The organism is Nocardiopsis sp. ATB16-24, assembly GCF_030271535.1.
Taxonomy (GTDB): Bacteria; Actinomycetota; Actinomycetes; order Streptosporangiales; family Streptosporangiaceae; genus Nocardiopsis.
The window spans coordinates 34,027-50,132 of the sequence record NZ_JASCXJ010000005.1 but is presented as its reverse complement, the minus strand read 5'-3'; the positions used below and the strand labels follow the sequence as shown (position 1 = coordinate 50,132).

The following is a 16,106-nucleotide window of genomic DNA, read 5'->3' as shown; positions in this document are numbered from 1 at the left end:
ACGGAGTTTACGTCGGAAAAAGGCCCATGCCCGATCGCCCGCCCGACCACCCGCCCGCTCCTGGCATGTCCCACCTCGGCCGTGCCCTGCTTATGGCCGCGTCCGTCACTCTCGTGGGCCTGCTCGCCTCCCTCGCCACCGGCTCACCGCCCGATGCGGCCGAAGCCCCCGGTTCACCCTGGGCCTTGTTGACGCGGGGCCTGCTCACCTTGGGGCCGGTGACGGCTCTGCTCTGGGCGGCGTGCCGTTTCCTGGACCGCCGACCGATGCGCACCCTCGTGCTCACCACCGCCTCTCCGGCCTGGGCGGGTCCGCTGACCGCCGCGCTCGCCGTCACGCTCGGCTCCTCCCTGGCCCTGGGCGGGGCCGACGTCGACAAGGACGTGCTCGCACAGGCCATGGCGACCGCCGCCGTCATGGTGCCGTTGCTGTTGGTGGCCCATGTGCTCCCCGAGGAACTGGTCTTTCGGGGTTATGTGCTCCACCTCCTGGGACGGAGTCTTTCCCGGTGGACGCTCGTCCTGGCCCAAGCCGCCCTGTTCACGGTCTCGGCCGCCCTGGTCGGCCGCTCCTCCGAAGACATGGCCGGACTGTTCCTCCTGGGCGTCTTCGCCGGCGTTCTGCGGACCACCACCGGCGAGGTCTGGACGGCCGTCGCAGCCCGCGCCGCCCTGACCGCCGTGGGCCTCCTGAGCGAGGGAATCGACCTCGGGTCGACCGGCGCACCCGGGCCGTGGGAGGCCCTGCTGTCCTTCGCGCCGGTGCCGGTCGTGCTCTGGGCCGTGCACCTCCTCGGCCCCCGCCTCCCCGGCACCGGCTCCGACCTGTCCGCCCACCCCGCGCCCAGGCCTCGCCGCGAACTCGTCCAGAAGGGGATCCTGTACGACGTCGGTTCCACGTACGCGCCCGGCCAGCACACCCGTGAGCGGTGGCGGACCGAGGTGGTGGACGAGGAGATGAGGGTGATCGGTGAGGACCTGCACTGCACCGCGGTGACCGTGTTCGGCCAGGACCCGGCGAGGTTGACGGAAGCGGCCCGTCTGGCCCTGGAGCGGGGACTGTTCGTGTGGTTGCAACCCCGGTCGGTCGACGCGGCCCCCACGGAACTCGTGTCCCTCCTGGACCGGACCGCCCAGGCGGCCGAACGGTTACGCCGGGAACACCCCGAACGGGTCGGCCTCAACGTCGGGTGCGAGCTCAGCCTCTTCGTCAGCGGAATCCTGCCCGGCCGCGACTTCTCACGGCGCACCCGGGCCCTGGGACTGCTCTTTCCTCTGCTCCCCCTGTTCAACGCACGCCTCGACCGACTGCTACGGAAACTGACGGGCACCGCCCGTGCCCGCTTCCACGGCCCGCTCACCTACGGTTCGGGTACCTGGGAGACCGTGGACTGGGAGCCGTTCGACGTCGTCGGCGTCGACTACTACCTGGACGCCTCCACCCGTGGCCGCTACCGCCAAGGGCTGCGTGGGCTCCGCGCCCACGGCAGGCCGATCGTGGTCACCGAGTTCGGCTGCTGCTCCTACCAGGGCGCCCGCGAAAAGGGCGGCGCGGGGGCGGACGTCCTGGACTGGAGCGACCTGGACGACCGACGCGTCAGGGGCGGGTACGTGCGCGACGAGCGTGTGCAGGCCGACTACATCGACGAGCTTTTGGACGTGTTCGAGACCGAGGACGTGCACGGGGCGTTCGTGTGCATGTTCATCGAGGGTGACTGCCGTTACTCCCCCGACCCCACCCGGGACTGTGACATGGCCTCCTTCGGGATCGTGCGTCCGCCCTCGCTGGAGTCGGGGCTCTCCCCCGACGACGGCCACTGGGAGCCCAAGGCGGCCTTCCACACCCTGGCCGAACGCTACGCCCGAACGTTCCCCGTCGAACCGGCTCCGAAGGATCGCCCCTCCTGAGACCGCCATCCGAGCCCACCGTCCACCGTGGTGGGCGACCGCGGGATCACGGAGCCTCATGGCGCGGTCGAGCCCGCGGGCATGCCGCGAACGCGCCCGAGCCCTCCACCCCGCTCGGGGAACGGGATGGCCGGAACCGACGAAGACCTCAGAGCGCCTCCCCCTCATCGGACGCGAACGCACATGTGCGGAGGGATCTCGCCATCGTTCCCCCGAAGGAACGGGGGTGAAACCCTGAAGGCAGATGCTCCGCCCACCCCAGCAGGACGAACAGAGCCGGAAGGAAGAACAGAAAATGATCGACGTCGCGTCAGCCGCATCCGACACCCCCGGATGTCAGGGGGACCACATCTTCCTGGACAGCGCGGGTTCGTCTCTTCCACCCAGGCAGGTGGTCGACACCGTCGTCGACCACCTTCGCCGAGAGGCGAAGGTCGGGGGATACCGGGCCGCCCAGGAGAAGGCCGAGGAGGTGGAGAGCGGCTACTCCGTCTTCGCCGACCTGTTGGGATGCGCCCCCGAGGAGATCGCGTTCAGCGACAGCGCCACGAGGTCCTGGCTCTCCGTGTTCCAGGCCATCCCGCTGACCGAGGGCGACCGCATCCTGATCACCGAGGTCGAGTACGCGGGTAACGCCATCCCGATCCTGCGCAGGGCGGAGTCCGTCGGGGCGAGCGTGGACATCGTTCCCTCACTCCCTTCGGGTGACGTCTCCCTGCCGGCTCTCGACCGCTTGCTCGACGAACGCGTCAGACTCGTCTCCCTCGTGCACGCACCGACCAACGGCGGTCTGCTCACCTCGGCACGGGAGGTGGCCAGGGCGGCACACGAGGTCGGCGCCTACGTCCTTTTGGACGCCTGTCAGTCCGTCGGCCAGGTCCCCTGTCGAGCGGACGACCTGGAGGTCGACTTCATGACGGGGACCGGCCGCAAATGGGTGCGCGGCCCTCGCGGAACCGGTTTCCTCTACGCCAAAAGGTCCACCCTGCACAACCTGATCAGGGACAACGTCGACCTCAGGGGCGGATCGTGGATCACCCAGGACCGCGTGGCCCTGCGCGACGACGCCAGGTCGTTCGAACTCTGGGAGCACAGTGTCGCGGACCGGCTGGGCCTCGTGGCGGCCGGACGATACATCCAGGAACTGGGGATGCGCGAGATCCACTCGGCCGTCCAGAACATCAGCGGTCGGCTCCGCGACGGTCTCTCGCAGATCCGGGGCGTACAGGTGCACGACCTGGGGGAACGGCATTCGGGGATCGTCTCCTTCAGTGTGGAGGGGACCCCGGCTTCCGAGGTGATGAGTCTCCTGCGACGAAGAAACGTCACGGTGACCGTGAGCCGGGCCCCGTCGACGCTGATCGACATGTCGCGCCGCGGGCTGGAAGAGGTCGTCCGAGCCTCCCCTCACTACTTCGTCGCGCCCGAGCAGGTGGACACCACAGTGGAGTTCGTCCAGGACATCCTGGACGGAAAGACACCCGCCGGATGACGGGACGAGCCGTGTTCTCCTCGCCGGAGCCGGAAAGTCGGTCCCACCGTGAGCGCGTCGTACCGCGCCGGATCGTCCGCCCCGGCGCTCCTGGTGAATGCGCGCCCCGCCCCCAGAGGCGGGGCGCGCTCGTGGAGGTCGCGCGACGTCCGAAGACCGAAGAGGTCATGACCTGGGGTGAACTCCATGTTCCGACACCGGGACAGGCCCTCTGAGAACCCCGCTCCGCCCCGGTGTGGACACCGAGGCCCCGCCCCGGGCCGGGACGATGCGCCCCTACGGGCGGGGACGCAAAGAGCACGGAGCGCCCTGGCGGGCCACCTCCAAGGCGACGTGGCGCCCTACGAGCCCGACCCGGGACGTGCGAACCCACACCCGATACGTCCTCGTGGTGACAGGGGCACCCGGGGCGACGGCCCCGCGGCGCCCTTGTCACCACAGATCCCATGGCCCTACCTTGTGCACTGTTCACGCACTACCGAGTGGGAGAGACATGAAGATCCTCGTCGTGGGAGCCGGAGCCGTCGGCGGCTATTTCGGCGCACACCTGGCCCGGGCCGGCCTCAACGTCGACTTCCTCGTGCGTCCCGCCCGCGCCGAATCGCTGCGTGAGCGCGGTCTGGTCGTCCGCGACGTGGACGGACGCTCCCATGCGGTACCGGTGTCGGCCCTCACCGCCGACCAGTTGGAGGCAGGCTACGACCTGATCCTCGTCACCGTGAAGTCGTACGGGTTCGACGCCGCGCTGAAGGACCTGACCCCGGCCGTGGGTCCGCGCACCGTGGTACTGCCCTTCCTCAACGGCATGCGCCACATCGATCTCCTGGTCGACCGCTTCGGCGCCGAACGGGTCTACGGCGGGGTCGCCATGGTGATGACACGGTTGGGCGCCGAGGGTGAGATCGTCGAGATCGGCACGATGGGCGAGCTGATCTTCGGCCCGGTGGGCGAGAGTCCCGTCCTCGCCCTGGAGGACGTGCGCGCCGCACTGGACACCGGGACCTACCAGGCCACGGCGGTCACCGACATCCGGCAGCAGCTGTGGAACAAGTGGGTGTTCCTGGCGACCTTGGGAGCGTGCACCTGCCTGATGCGCGCCCCCATCGGACGCGTCAACAGCGCCCCCGGAGGACAGGAGTTCACCTCCGGGATGTTCGAGGAGGCCATCGCCGTGGCGACCGCCTCGGGGTTTCCCCCCGACCAGGAGGCTCGGGAGCGGGCCAACGCCCTCGTCGCCACCACCACGGCCGCGACCACCACGTCCCTGTACTGGGACCTGACCCATGGCAACCCCGTGGAGGCCGAGCACGTCATCGGCGACCTCGTCGCCCGGGGTCGAGAACTGGGCGTGCCCACACCCCTGTTCTCCCTGGCCTACACCCACCTGTGCGTGTACGAGGCCGGGCGCGACTAGATGAGTGATTCCAAGGGGTGCGTGGTCTGAGCATGAAGCGAAGTGGGTGGCGTGGCAGGTGTCCCCTGACCCTGCGTGACGACAGTGGCCCCAGCGTCACTATGGGCCGTGGAAAGTGACGCTGGGAGCAAGATCATCGCCCCCACCGCATCCTGGCGCCGAGAGAGCGCACACCTGCGACCGGTGGGCCCGCGGGCCCGTCCTCGGTGCTCCGGTGTCCGTGGACACGGTGGTAGCTGGTGGATATCGTCCTGGCATCCGGGTAATGGCGAAGAGGCGGCCGAGCCCTGCGGGTACGCGGAGACCGAGCCCGCACCACCGACGGGTGGCGCACGGCCCCGCCGCCTCCGCAGCGTGCCCGGAACCGATGCCGAGAAAGGTGGGAACACATGGCCGACCAGCAGATCCCCTCCCCCAAGGTGGTGGTGGGCGTCGACGGTTCGGAGTCGGCGCACCGCGCCTTGGAGTGGGGCGCCACGGAGGCGGCGCGTACGGGCCTGCCTCTGTACATCGTGCACGCCCTGTCCATGCCACTGGTGATGTCGAGGTACGCCGGTGCCACCCGCTTCCCCCCGACCGAGGAGATGTCCGCCCAGGGGCGCGAACTCCTGGACGACGCCACCCGACACGTGCGCTCCTCCCACCCCGAACTGGAGGTGGAGACGGAACTGGCCTTGGAGGAACCTCCTTCGGCCCTGCTGCGCCGCATAGACCACGGGGACATGGTGGTCGTCGGTTCGCGCGGACTGGGACCGGTACGTTCGGCGCTGGCCGGCTCGGCGGGGACGCGCCTGGCCTCCAAGGCGATCTGCCCGGTCGTGGTCGTCCCCCACCGACAGGAAGGACCGATCTCGCACACGGGCCCGGAACGGATCGTGGTGGGTGTGGACGGTTCGGTGGACTCCCGGCGTGCACTGCGTTTCGCCCTGAGCCGGGCCGCCTCCCGCGGGGGCTCCTCGGTCGTGGCGGTGCACAGTTGGCGGACCCCTCCGACCTTCGCCGCCCGGTCGACGACCGCCGAGGGCTGGGCGTCGCCGCCCGACGACCTGCTGGACCGTCACTCCGAGGAGATGGTGTCGGGGATCCTCGCCGAGCTCATGGACGACACCGTCGAGGACGTGGACATCACCGTCGTGCGTACCGGGAACGATCCGGTGGACGCCTTGGTGGAGGCGGGCGGTCAAGCCGACCTGATCGTGGTCGGGTCGCGTGGCCGGGGCGGTGTCAGCGGCCTGCTGTTGGGGTCGGTCACCCAGGGTCTGCTGCACACCGCGACCATCCCCGTCGCGGTTCTGCCCCGGGGCTCGGAGGAGGACTGAGCACGGCGAGACCGTCCCCGCCGACATCGCGGTCACCGCGCCGTCGACCGCGCACCTTCCGAAAGGAGATCCGTGGACTCCGCAGACGAACGCCTCTCGCCGAGAGCGTCGGGGAGGACGCCCCGTCCGAGCAGGGAGGAGCTGGAGGCGGCGCGGGACAAGGTGGTCCCCGACATCCTGGCGGAAGGCCTCGACGTCCTCTTCTGCGGGATCAACCCCGGCCTGATCTCGGGAGCCGTCGGACACCACTTCGCCAATCCGGGCACCCGTTTTTGGCCCGCGCTGCACAGGTCCGGCTTCACCCCGCACCGACTGCGCCCCGAGCAGGAGGACGTACTCCTCGGTCTCGGCCTGGGGATCACCAACGTCGTCGCCCGGACCACCGCGCAGGCGAGCGGGCTGAGTCGGCCGGAGATCGTGGAGGGCGGCCGGGAACTGCGTCGTAAGGTACTGCGGTGGCGTCCTCGTTGGCTGGCGGTCCTGGGCGTCACCGTCTACCGGGAGGCCTTCGACGACCGCGGTGCGGCCGTGGGGCCTCAGACCATGCGGATCGGGGGCACACGGGTGTGGTTGTTGCCCAACCCCAGCGGTAGGAACGCGCACTGGCAGATGGGGCCCATGGCCGAGGAGTTCGCGCGCCTCCGACGGGCCGCCGGACTCCCCGACCGTTCCTCGACCCCGTGAACCCCTCCGGGAGGGGCCGGGGCGGACGAAGGGAGACCGCGACGTGGAGCACGTGCACGACGTGGTGGTGATCGGCGGCGGTCAGGCCGGTCTGGCCGCCGGGTACTACCTTCGACGGGCCGGTCTCGACTTCGTGATCCTGGACGGCAGGGAAGGGCCGGGCGGGTCGTGGGCGGAGTACTGGGACTCGCTGCGGCTGTTCTCTCCCGCCGAGCACAGCATGCTGCCCGGCTGGTGGATGCCCGCTGAGGAAGGGCACGAGTACCCCGGCGCACGGCACGTGACCTGGTACCTGAGCCAGTACGAGCGCCGTTACGGACTACCGGTGCGCCGCCCCGTCCACGTCGACCGAGTCGAACGCGCCGACGAAACGCTACGGGTGCTCTCACGGAAGGGCACCTGGACGGCCGGATACGTCATCAGCGCCACCGGAACCTGGCGTGCCCCCCACGTGCCCGACGTCCCCGGCCGCGACCTGTTCCAGGGCGGGCAACTGCACACCGTGGACTACCGCTCTCCGGAGGAGTTCGCCGGGCAGCGGGTGGTGGTCGTGGGCGGAGGGAACTCCGCGGCCCAGATCCTCGCCGAGCTCTCCAAGGTCGCCCAGACCACCTGGGCCGTTCGACGTCCTCCCCGGTTCCTCCCCGACCACCTGGACGGCCGCGCCCTGTTCGACATCGCCACCCGCCGTCAACGGGCCGAACAGAGCGGTGCCCGCGTCCCACCGGGTATCGGCGACCTGGGCGACATCGCGGTGGTGCCGCCCGTGCGCGAGGCCCGCGAACGAGGCGCGCTCAAGACCGAACCGATGTTCGAGCGGCTCACACGCACCGGTGTGGCCTGGGCGGACGGCTCCCGCATGGACTGCGACACGATCCTGTGGTGCACCGGCTTCCGTCCCGCCCTGGACCACCTCGCCCCGCTGGAACTCCGGGACGATCATGGTCGGATCGCGTTGGAGGGCACCCGGGCGGTCGACGAACCACGCCTGTTCCTGCTGGGCTACGGCGACTGGACCGGCCTGGCCTCGGCCACCCTCATCGGCGTCGGACGCACGGCCAAGGCCACGGTCGCCCAGATCACCGACTCCCTCGCCCACCGAAGGTAGGGCCCGTGGTACACCGTGGTCTTCGGCACGCCACGAAGCCGGTCCGTTCCCCGCGCCTTCTCCCGGCACCCCTCAGGTCTTCTCCGACCCGTCCTCCACGGCCGCCTCGGCCAGGGCGTCACGCCGGGTGGCCGGGGAGATCGGAGTACCCGCGAGGTAGCCCGCCCGGGCCATCGCGTTACCTCCCACGGCGGCCGTACCCAACTGCACGAGCAGGGCCAGACCGATCTTCAGGGCGTTCTCCCACGAGGGAAACCGCAACAACAGCCCCAGGAGGACCAAGGCCGTCCCCAGTCCCCCCGCGAGGGTGATCGCGCTCATGCGCGCGTAGAAGTCACGCAGCCGCAGCAGGCCGAAGGCCCCGGTGGCGAAGACGAACGCTCCCGCGATCACGCAGACCACACTGAGCGTCTCCAACACTGTGCTCATCGCTTTCCTCCGGCGACCAGACGGGCCAGGGACAGGGCGGACATGAAACCGACCAGCGTGCATACGAGCACGATGTCGACCACCAGTTCCGTGGTCAGCCGCAGACCGAGGACGCTGACGAAACTGACGAAACCGAAGAAGACCAGATCGGCGCCAGCCCCTCGGTCGGCCTTGGCCGGACCGGCGAGGATCCGATAGGTGGCCACGACCATCGACACCACGATGAGCGCCAAGGCCACATCGATGGGATTCATCGCGTCTCCCCCTCCCCGACATCGGGCCGCGGCGGAGGCCCCTTCCGTCGGGTCACGCCCAACAGACGGTCCTCCATCGCGTAGACGGTGTCACGGAAGGCCTCGTCGGTGGGGGCGTACATGCCGTGCACCCACAAGGTGGGCGGATCCATCCGGGTGGCGACGGTCACCGACCCGGGGGCCAAGGAGACCATGTTGGCGATCGTCGTGACCTCGAACGCGGTCCTGCAACGCAGCGGCACCTCGACGAAGGCCGGGGTGGAAGCGCTGCCCGGCGTGAGAACGTCCCAGGACATGCGAACCGAGGCGCTCACCACGTGCCCCGCGTAGGCGAAGGGGAACCACAGGGTGCGCGCTCCCCTGAGCAGAAGGGAGGTCATCGTCCCGTCACCGCCTCGACGTAGGCGGAGGTGTCCAACAGGTGAGCGGCGGCCTGCGCGCTCAGGGCCAACAGCACCTCGGCGCCCAACCCCACGCACAACGTCACGCCGGCCAGCACCACGGCCGGTAGCAGCACCGCCGTGGGCACCCTCGTTCGCACCGGGGACCCGGTGGTCAACGTCGTGGAGGCACCGGTACCCGACACGGGTTCCGGTTCGGGTTCGGGGGGCCGGCTCCAGAAGGCGCCACCCCAGATCTTGAGCATCGACATGAGCGTGATGAGGCTGACCGCGACGGCCACCGCCGCCACGAGCCACTGTCCGGCCTCGAACGCCGCCGCCACCAGGGTGAGCTTGGCGACGAACCCCGAGAACGGCGGCATCCCGGCCAGGGACAGCGCCGCCACCAGGAACGCCAGGGCGACGAGCGGCTCGCGCCGTGCTAGCTCGCCCAACCGGTCCAGCTCACCGGTACCGTACGTGTACTCCACGGCACCGGTGGACAGGAACAACGACGCCTTCACCACCATGTGGTGGACGAGGTAGAAGATCCCCGCCATGAGGCCCGCTTCGGTGAACAGGGCGACCCCGAGCAGGATGTAGCCGATCTGGCTGATCATGTGGAACACCAGGATCGAACGGGTGTCGTTCTCCCCCACCGCGCCCAGGACTCCGATCAGCATCGTCACGGTGAACGCCACCAGCCCCATCCACAGCAGCGAGGCGTCGCCGTCGAAGACCACCGCGTACAGGCGGTAGATCGCGTAGATCGCGACCTTGGTGTGCAGGCCCGAGAGCAGCGCCGTCACCGCGGGCGAGGGCGCCGTGTAGGCACGCGCCAGCCAACCGTGCATCGGGACCACGGCCGTCTTGATCGACAGCGCCAGCAGTACCACGCCCATGCCCACGGCCACCAGCGGCGACTGCCGGGCCGCCCCGGCCAACTCACCCACCTGCACCGTGCCGGCCACACCGTAGACCAACGCCACACCGGCCAGGAAGATCGTCGAGGTCAGCAGGTTGACCGTGACGTAGACCCGTCCGCCCAGCAGGCCCCGCACCGTGCCCGCGATCGCCAACAACCCGTAGGCGGGCAACAGCATGACCTCCACGAACACGAACAGGTTGAACAGGTCTCCGGTGAGCAGAGCCCCGTACACCCCTGCCGACAGCACCAGGACCAACGGCGGGAAGAGGCGTCGCGTGGTCTCGCCCGTGGCCACGGCGAAGAGCGAGCACACCAGCAACAGCAGGGCGGTGGTGGTCACCATCAGCGCGCTGAAGGTGTCGGCCACGAAGGGGATGGCCACCCCGTCCCGCCACAGTCCGAGATTGTGCGCGTGGACGCGGCCCCCACGGGTGAGCCAGGTCAGGAACACGCCCGCGGCCAGGGCACCGATGTTGGGACCCAGCAGCACGGCCCGGCCCAGCCACCGAGGCCGATCCACGACGATGAGCAGGGCGGCCCCCAGAAGCGGAACCGCGATCAACAGCGGTAGGAGCGCGGTGTTCACGGGGACCCCCCGGTGTCGTCGTCCTTGCCGGTGGCCGCGAGGGTGAGCATGTAGATGGTGATGGAGAAGGCGATGACGATGGCGGTCAACGCAAGGGCCTGCGGCAGGGGGTCCGCCGCCGACTCGGGCGAGACCACGCCCAGGAGCGGCTGTTCGCGCCGGAACGCGCCACCCGCCGACAGCAACAACAGGTTCACGCCATGGCTCAACAGCACGAACCCCAGGACCACACGGACCATGCCGCGTTGCAGGATCAGGTACACGGCTCCCGCGATCAGGACACCGATCGTGATGGCGAGGGTCATCGGGCGCCTCCCGCGGACGAACTGTCGTGGGTGGGTTCTCGGGGCTCGTCCTCCCTCCCCAGGTGCTCCCCCGAACTCTGGCCGGGAGGTTCCAGTCCCAACTGGTTGAGGGCGCTCAACAGCACACCGACCACCGCCAGGTACACGCCCACGTCGAAGACCAGGGCGGTGGTGAAGTGGAAGTGACCGCCCCAGGGCAGCGGGACGTCGGCGTGCAGCGGACGCAGGAACGAGCCGTCGACGTAACCGAGCAGCCCCGCCCCCACCGCCACGGCCACGCCCGCGGCGAGGGTGATCGTGTAGGACACCTGGATCCGAGCGACCGACGCGCTGGGCGCGGTGAGGTAGGCCAGGGCGAAGGCCGAACCTCCCACCAGTCCGGCGATGAACCCGCCTCCCGCCGCGTTGTGCCCCCGCAACAACAGGTAGGCCGACCACAGCACCAACAGCGGGATCAGCCAGCGTGCCACGGTGCGCATGATCACGGTGTTGTCGTCGGTGTCCCAGACCGGGTTCGTCCTTCGCACGCTCAGGCGTGCACCGCCCTTGGCGGTGAGTCCGGCGGAGTTCAGGACGGCGACGATGATCAGCCCGGCCGCGCCCAGGACCGTGAGCTCGCCCAGCGTGTCCATGGCCCGGTAGTCGACCAGGATGGTGTTGACCACGTTGGTCCCACCGGTGTCCTCTTGGGCGTTGGACAGGAAGTACTCGGAGACCGAGGACAGCTCCCTGCGGCCGGTGAACAGGTACGCGGCCGACCCCGCCGCGCAACCGGCCGCGACCGCGACCACGGCGGACGCCACCGTGCGCGAACGTCGGACCCGGTGGAACCCCCGGGGCAGGCGGCGCAGCACCAGCACCGCCACGACCACCGTCAACACCTCCACCAGGAACTGCGTCAGGGCCACGTCGAACGCACCGAGCAGAACGAACCACAGCGCGGTGGTGAAACCCGCGACCCCGACCAGGGCCAGGGCGGCCATGCGCGAGAGGGTCGTCACCGCGGCGACCACGGAGGCCGCCACCAACGCCACCAGGACCCAGTCCAGGGAGAGCGAGGCGGGCGCGGGTCGAGCCCCGTACTCCAGGCCGGAGAAGGACACCACCACGGACAGCAGGACGACCATCACCAGGGGTACGGCCAGATGGCGGGTGGGAGAGTCAGTACGCGTCAGGTCCCCCGTACGTACACCGAGGGCGACCACACCCGCGTGCAGCCTCTCGAAGACCGTGGTGCCCGGTACGGGGAAGAGCCGCCTGCCGGCCCATGTCCCACCCGCACGGGTACGCCAGGCCAGCAGGGCCCCGAGCAGGATCGTCATGGCCGACATCCCCAGCGCCGGATTGAGCCCGTGCCACAGCGCCAGGTGCGGCTCCGCCTCCACATGGGTGGCATCGGTCCCCACCCGTCCGGCCACCGGGTTCAGCGTGGTCACGAACAGACCCAGCACCAGTCCCGCGACGGAGGAGATCATCGGTGCGGCCAGGAAGGCCCACCCCGCCTCCTCCACGGGCGACTCACCGGTCCCGGCTCCCCCGTCGGGCCGGCCACCGAAGGTCAGATGGACGAAACGGAACGCGTAGGCGAAGGTCAGGGCGGCCGCGGCCACCGCGACCGCCCCCGCCACGGGCCCGGACCAGGCAGGCCCCGGGGTCTCCAGCATGGCTTCGAAGAGGTTCTCCTTCGTGACGAAACCCAACAGCGGCGGCACTCCGGCCATGGACAACGCGGCGAGCGCGCTCACCGCCGCGGTGACCGGCATGGCCCGGCGCAGACCGCCCAACTCACGTAGGTCACGGCTACCCGTCTGGTGTTCGACGACACCCACCACCATGAACAGCGCCGACTTGAACAGTGCGTGGGCCAAGGTGTGCACACCCGCGGCGATGAGCGCCTGCGGAGTACCCACGCCGATCACCGCCACCAACAGGCCCAACTGGCCGACGGTGGAGTAGGCGGTCAGTTCCTTCAGGTCGTGTTTTTGCAGGGCGAACACCGCGCCGAGCACGGCCGTGACCAGCCCCAGGCAGACCAGGACCGTGTTCCACACCGCCAGTTCGCCGAAGGCCGGCGAGAACCGCATCGCCAGGTACACACCCGCCTTGACCATCGCCGCGGCGTGCAGGTAGGCGCTCACCGGTGTGCTGGCGGCCATGGCGTCGGGCAGCCAGTAGTGGAAGGGGAACTGCGCCGACTTGGTCAGGACCGCGACGATGACCAGCAGCGCCACCACGGTGGTGAACCCCCCGTCCTGCGTCCAGGAGGTGTCGTCCAGCACCTCACTGACCCGGGTGGTTCCGGTACGCGTCCACAACAGCACCACGGCCGCGAGCAACGCCAGGCCGCCCATCGCGGTCAGCAGGTACGTACGTATCGCCGGTCTGCTCGCGTCGGGGCCCGACAGGCCGATCAGGTAGAAGGAGCAGATCGTGGTGAGCTCCCAGAAGACGAAGAGCAGGACGAGGTCGTCCGCCAGGACCAGCCCCGTCATCGTCATGGTGAAGAGGCTCATCAGGAAGAAGAACCCGGTACGACGCCCCGGCGGGAAGTAACGCGCGGAGTAGGCCATGACCAACGCCCCCACGCCGAGGACGATCACGCAGAACAACCAGGCCAGACCGTCCATGCGCAGGTACAGGCCCACCCCGATCGTGGGCATCCAGGGCAGGGCGCTCTCCAGGGTCTGCCCTTGGGCGAACAGTCGGTGTCCCTGTGACAGGACCAGTCCGGTCGACAGGGCGAACACGGCCGCCACCGGCCATCCGGTCGCGCGACCCAGCACCCGGTCCAGGAACGGGGTCGAGAGCGCGACCACGGTGAGTACGGCAAGGAGGGACAACAACACACCGCCGTCCTTTCGAGGTCCTGTCCGCCCCGCCCCGAACACGCGGGTGGGTCGAGGACGACCACGTCCGCCGTGACGGTGCGGTCGACGGCCGTCGGGTGGGGAGGAGAACGGGCACGATGCCCATGTTCCGGCCACCAAGGGCCGCTCGTCGGTCGGACACACCGCTGCGAGGGCGAGAACTCGAAGTTCCCGTACCCCAAGGCGCGACCGAGATGGGTTCGGCCGTCAAGGAACGGAGAGGGGTTCCCTGCCGAGGGGGTGGTCGGCCTGTCCGGGCGGGTGCCCGCCCGCCGTGAGCGTCGGCGCCCGTGGGAGGAGGACGCGGCACGGGAGTCCGTGGGCGCCCACGAAACGAGAACGGTCCATGACCGAGGGCGCGGGCCGGAAGAAGGAAGACCCGTCAGGGGCGTTCGAGGGAGGGTGCGTCGAAAGCGGGGCGGGACACGATCACGGCGGCTCCTCCGCACACGCGATCATAGAGGGGCCCGAGAACATCGATCGGTCACCGGGGCGGTCGCGGAGGGCGCCTTCCGGCCACGGCCGGGTGGCCCCTCGGCCACGCCCGTGCGAACCCCGCCGAGCCGCCGATATTCCAGTCGTCGCGCCTGAGGTCGTCACCCCTAGGAGAGGAGTCCGCCCTCAGGGACGACCGGTGGTCATCGCTCGGCCCAGACCCCCAACTCGTTGCCGTCGGGGTCGGCGAAGTGGAAACGGCGCCCGCCCGGAAAGGCGTAGGGCCCACGGACCACACGCCCTCCGGCGCGCTCCACGGCCTCGACCGAACGATCCAGGTCGGTCGAGTACAACAGCACGAAGGGACCACCGGGCCGGGGGTCCTCCTCCCCCAGGGCCAGACCTCCCACCTCCGGAGCGTCCGCTCCCCGCGGATTCTGGATCCCCGCGTACTGGGGCCCGTAGTCGTTGAACCGCCACCCGAAGGCCTCGGAGTAGAAGTTCCGCGCCCGGTCCAGGTCGGTGACGGTCAGTTCCAGGTAGTCGATGGCGTGGTGCTCGTGCGAGGTGTGGCTCATGTGTCGATGTTAGGGAGGGCACACGACATTCCGTCGACGTCGGCGAGGTGCTTCGGGAACTCGCGCGGAAGAGTTTCCTCGTGATCCTCTCGTCGCACCACAAGAGCACCTTTACGACGTAGATTTACTTTTACGGCAGAACGGACACGCGGATCACGGCCCCGCCCGGCCTCCGCCGAGGAACACCTCCCATGAAGGGGTGCCGCAGCGCCGCATCTCCCCTCCTGCAAGCGCTTGCGACGCCCCCGCCGAGCGGGGTGGCCAGTGGGGCGAGGGTGGCCGCCATCCGGACCGCGTGACCCTGCCCCACCCCTCAAAGCTCGTCCGACCCTGTTCTGGGTTACCGAGACAGCGGCGGGACAGCGGAGCGCGAGCGGACACGGGACCGGTTTCGCGGCACCGGCCTCCTCCGGGACCGTGCTCGGCCCGCGCACCGCAAGCGCTGGCGGAAACGTGCCGTCGATTCGGGAACAGGCACATTTCCACCCCCGCCCTCCTGTCGCCCGAAGGCGAGGTTGGTTAGGCTAACCTCAGATATCTCCCCCGCCCACGATCCACGGAGGAAGGGCTCCCTTGCGCGTCGAACAGCCCGGCCACCGCGCCATGATCCGCACCCGGGTGCTGCGGACCGAGCGCCTGACCAAGCACTTCGTCCTGGTGACCCTGGGCGGAGCCGAACTGACCGACTTCGAGTTCCTCGGCCGCGACCAGTTCGTGCGCCTCTTCCTGCCCCGCAGAGGACAGGACCGGTTGTACATGCCCGAGGCCGCGGACAGGCGGTGGGTGGAGCAGTTGTACGCGATGCCGCCGAGTCGTCAGCCGCACGTTCGCAACTACTCGGTCCGCCGTTTCGACCCCGAGGCGTTGGAGATGGACCTGGAGTTCGTGGACCACGGCGACGCCGGCCCGGCCTCGGCCTGGGCGAGCGCCGCCTGCCCCGGCGACGAGGTGGGGGTGCTCGCCGACGGCGTGTACTACCAGCCTCCCGAGGGCGTGGACCGGCATCTGCTGGTGGGCGACGAGAGCGCCGTGCCCGCGCTGCTGTCCATCCTGGAACAGGCCCCCGAGAACCTGCGCGGGCACGCCTACCTGGAGGTGCCCTCCGTCGACGACGTCCGCCCGGTCATCGCCCCGTCCGGTGTCCGGGTGCACTGGCTGCCCCGCGCCGACCCCCACACCGTCCCCGGACGGCTGGCCCTGGAGACCGTGAGCGCGGCACCTCTCCCCCAGGGACGCCCCTACTGTTTCGTCGCGGGGGAGAACGCCCTTCCCACCGGCCTGCGTCGGGTTCTCGTACGTGAACACGGCGTGCCCAAGGACGACATCACCTTCGTCGGCTACTGGCGCCACGGCAAGGCCGCCATGGACTGAACACGCCCGCCCCCACCTTCGAGGACCGGCGGGGCGCGGCCGTCCCGTT

14 protein-coding genes are annotated in these 16,106 nt (G+C 69.9%); 7 read left to right on the top strand and 7 right to left on the bottom strand.

What is annotated here, in order from left to right; genetic code table 11:
- Nucleotides 1-65: 65 nt before the first annotated feature.
- The 6 genes from PFX91_RS07805 (at nucleotide 66) to PFX91_RS07780 (ending at nucleotide 7,924) form a co-directional block, all read left to right on the top strand.
- Nucleotides 66-1,907, top strand: a complete 1,842-nt coding sequence (locus PFX91_RS07805; RefSeq protein ID WP_285730536.1) for a CPBP family glutamic-type intramembrane protease — start codon at nucleotides 66-68, stop codon at nucleotides 1,905-1,907.
- A 295-nt stretch (nucleotides 1,908-2,202) separates the two neighbouring features.
- The gene (locus tag PFX91_RS07800; RefSeq protein ID WP_285730535.1) at nucleotides 2,203-3,399 is read left to right on the top strand and encodes an aminotransferase class V-fold PLP-dependent enzyme; all 1,197 of its coding nucleotides are present in this window, start codon (nucleotides 2,203-2,205) and stop codon (nucleotides 3,397-3,399) included.
- A 493-nt stretch (nucleotides 3,400-3,892) separates the two neighbouring features.
- Nucleotides 3,893-4,813, top strand: coding sequence for a ketopantoate reductase family protein (locus PFX91_RS07795; protein WP_285730534.1), 921 nt, complete (start codon nucleotides 3,893-3,895; stop codon nucleotides 4,811-4,813).
- Between the two features lie 389 nt (nucleotides 4,814-5,202).
- On the top strand, nucleotides 5,203-6,132 hold the full coding sequence (locus PFX91_RS07790) for a universal stress protein (protein ID WP_285730533.1): 930 nt from the start codon (nucleotides 5,203-5,205) through the stop codon (nucleotides 6,130-6,132).
- Between the two features lie 141 nt (nucleotides 6,133-6,273).
- Nucleotides 6,274-6,816, top strand: a complete 543-nt coding sequence (gene mug, locus PFX91_RS07785) for a G/U mismatch-specific DNA glycosylase (RefSeq protein WP_352231642.1) — start codon at nucleotides 6,274-6,276, stop codon at nucleotides 6,814-6,816.
- 43 nt (nucleotides 6,817-6,859) lie between these two features.
- Nucleotides 6,860-7,924: an ArsO family NAD(P)H-dependent flavin-containing monooxygenase gene (locus PFX91_RS07780; RefSeq protein ID WP_285730531.1), complete on the top strand. Its 1,065-nt coding sequence runs from the start codon at nucleotides 6,860-6,862 to the stop codon at nucleotides 7,922-7,924.
- Nucleotides 7,925-7,996: 72 nt separating this feature from the next.
- Here the strand turns inward: PFX91_RS07780 and PFX91_RS07775 are convergent, their stop codons facing one another.
- From PFX91_RS07775 to PFX91_RS07745, 7 genes are all read right to left on the bottom strand, one after another.
- Nucleotides 7,997-8,353: a cation:proton antiporter gene (locus PFX91_RS07775; RefSeq protein WP_285730530.1), complete on the bottom strand. Its 357-nt coding sequence runs from the start codon at nucleotides 8,351-8,353 to the stop codon at nucleotides 7,997-7,999.
- A complete protein-coding gene (locus PFX91_RS07770; protein ID WP_285730528.1) occupies nucleotides 8,350-8,607 on the bottom strand; it encodes an MrpF/PhaF family protein in 258 nt (85 codons plus the stop codon). Before PFX91_RS07770 ends, PFX91_RS07775 begins: the two co-directional genes overlap by 4 nt.
- Entirely contained in the window at nucleotides 8,604-8,987 is a 384-nt protein-coding gene (locus tag PFX91_RS07765) for a Na+/H+ antiporter subunit E (RefSeq protein WP_285730527.1), read from the bottom strand. Before PFX91_RS07765 ends, PFX91_RS07770 begins: the two co-directional genes overlap by 4 nt.
- Nucleotides 8,984-10,501, bottom strand: a complete 1,518-nt coding sequence (locus PFX91_RS07760) for a monovalent cation/H+ antiporter subunit D family protein (RefSeq protein WP_285730526.1) — start codon at nucleotides 10,499-10,501, stop codon at nucleotides 8,984-8,986. The genes PFX91_RS07765 and PFX91_RS07760 overlap by 4 nt, the downstream gene beginning before the upstream one ends.
- Nucleotides 10,498-10,806, bottom strand: a complete 309-nt coding sequence (locus PFX91_RS07755) for a sodium:proton antiporter (RefSeq protein WP_285730525.1) — start codon at nucleotides 10,804-10,806, stop codon at nucleotides 10,498-10,500. The genes PFX91_RS07760 and PFX91_RS07755 overlap by 4 nt, the downstream gene beginning before the upstream one ends.
- Nucleotides 10,803-13,652 carry a DUF4040 family protein gene (locus tag PFX91_RS07750; protein ID WP_285730523.1) on the bottom strand — a complete coding sequence of 950 codons (2,850 nt, stop codon included), beginning with the start codon at nucleotides 13,650-13,652 and terminating at the stop codon, nucleotides 10,803-10,805. The genes PFX91_RS07755 and PFX91_RS07750 overlap by 4 nt, the downstream gene beginning before the upstream one ends.
- 659 nt (nucleotides 13,653-14,311) lie before the next feature.
- Nucleotides 14,312-14,686: a VOC family protein gene (locus PFX91_RS07745; RefSeq protein WP_285730522.1), complete on the bottom strand. Its 375-nt coding sequence runs from the start codon at nucleotides 14,684-14,686 to the stop codon at nucleotides 14,312-14,314.
- Nucleotides 14,687-15,289: 603 nt separating this feature from the next.
- Between PFX91_RS07745 and PFX91_RS07740 the strand changes: the two genes are divergently transcribed.
- Nucleotides 15,290-16,057 (top strand): siderophore-interacting protein, encoded by a 768-nt coding sequence (locus tag PFX91_RS07740; RefSeq protein ID WP_502888279.1) that lies wholly within the window; start codon nucleotides 15,290-15,292, stop codon nucleotides 16,055-16,057.
- The last annotated feature ends 49 nt before the right edge of the window (nucleotides 16,058-16,106 follow it).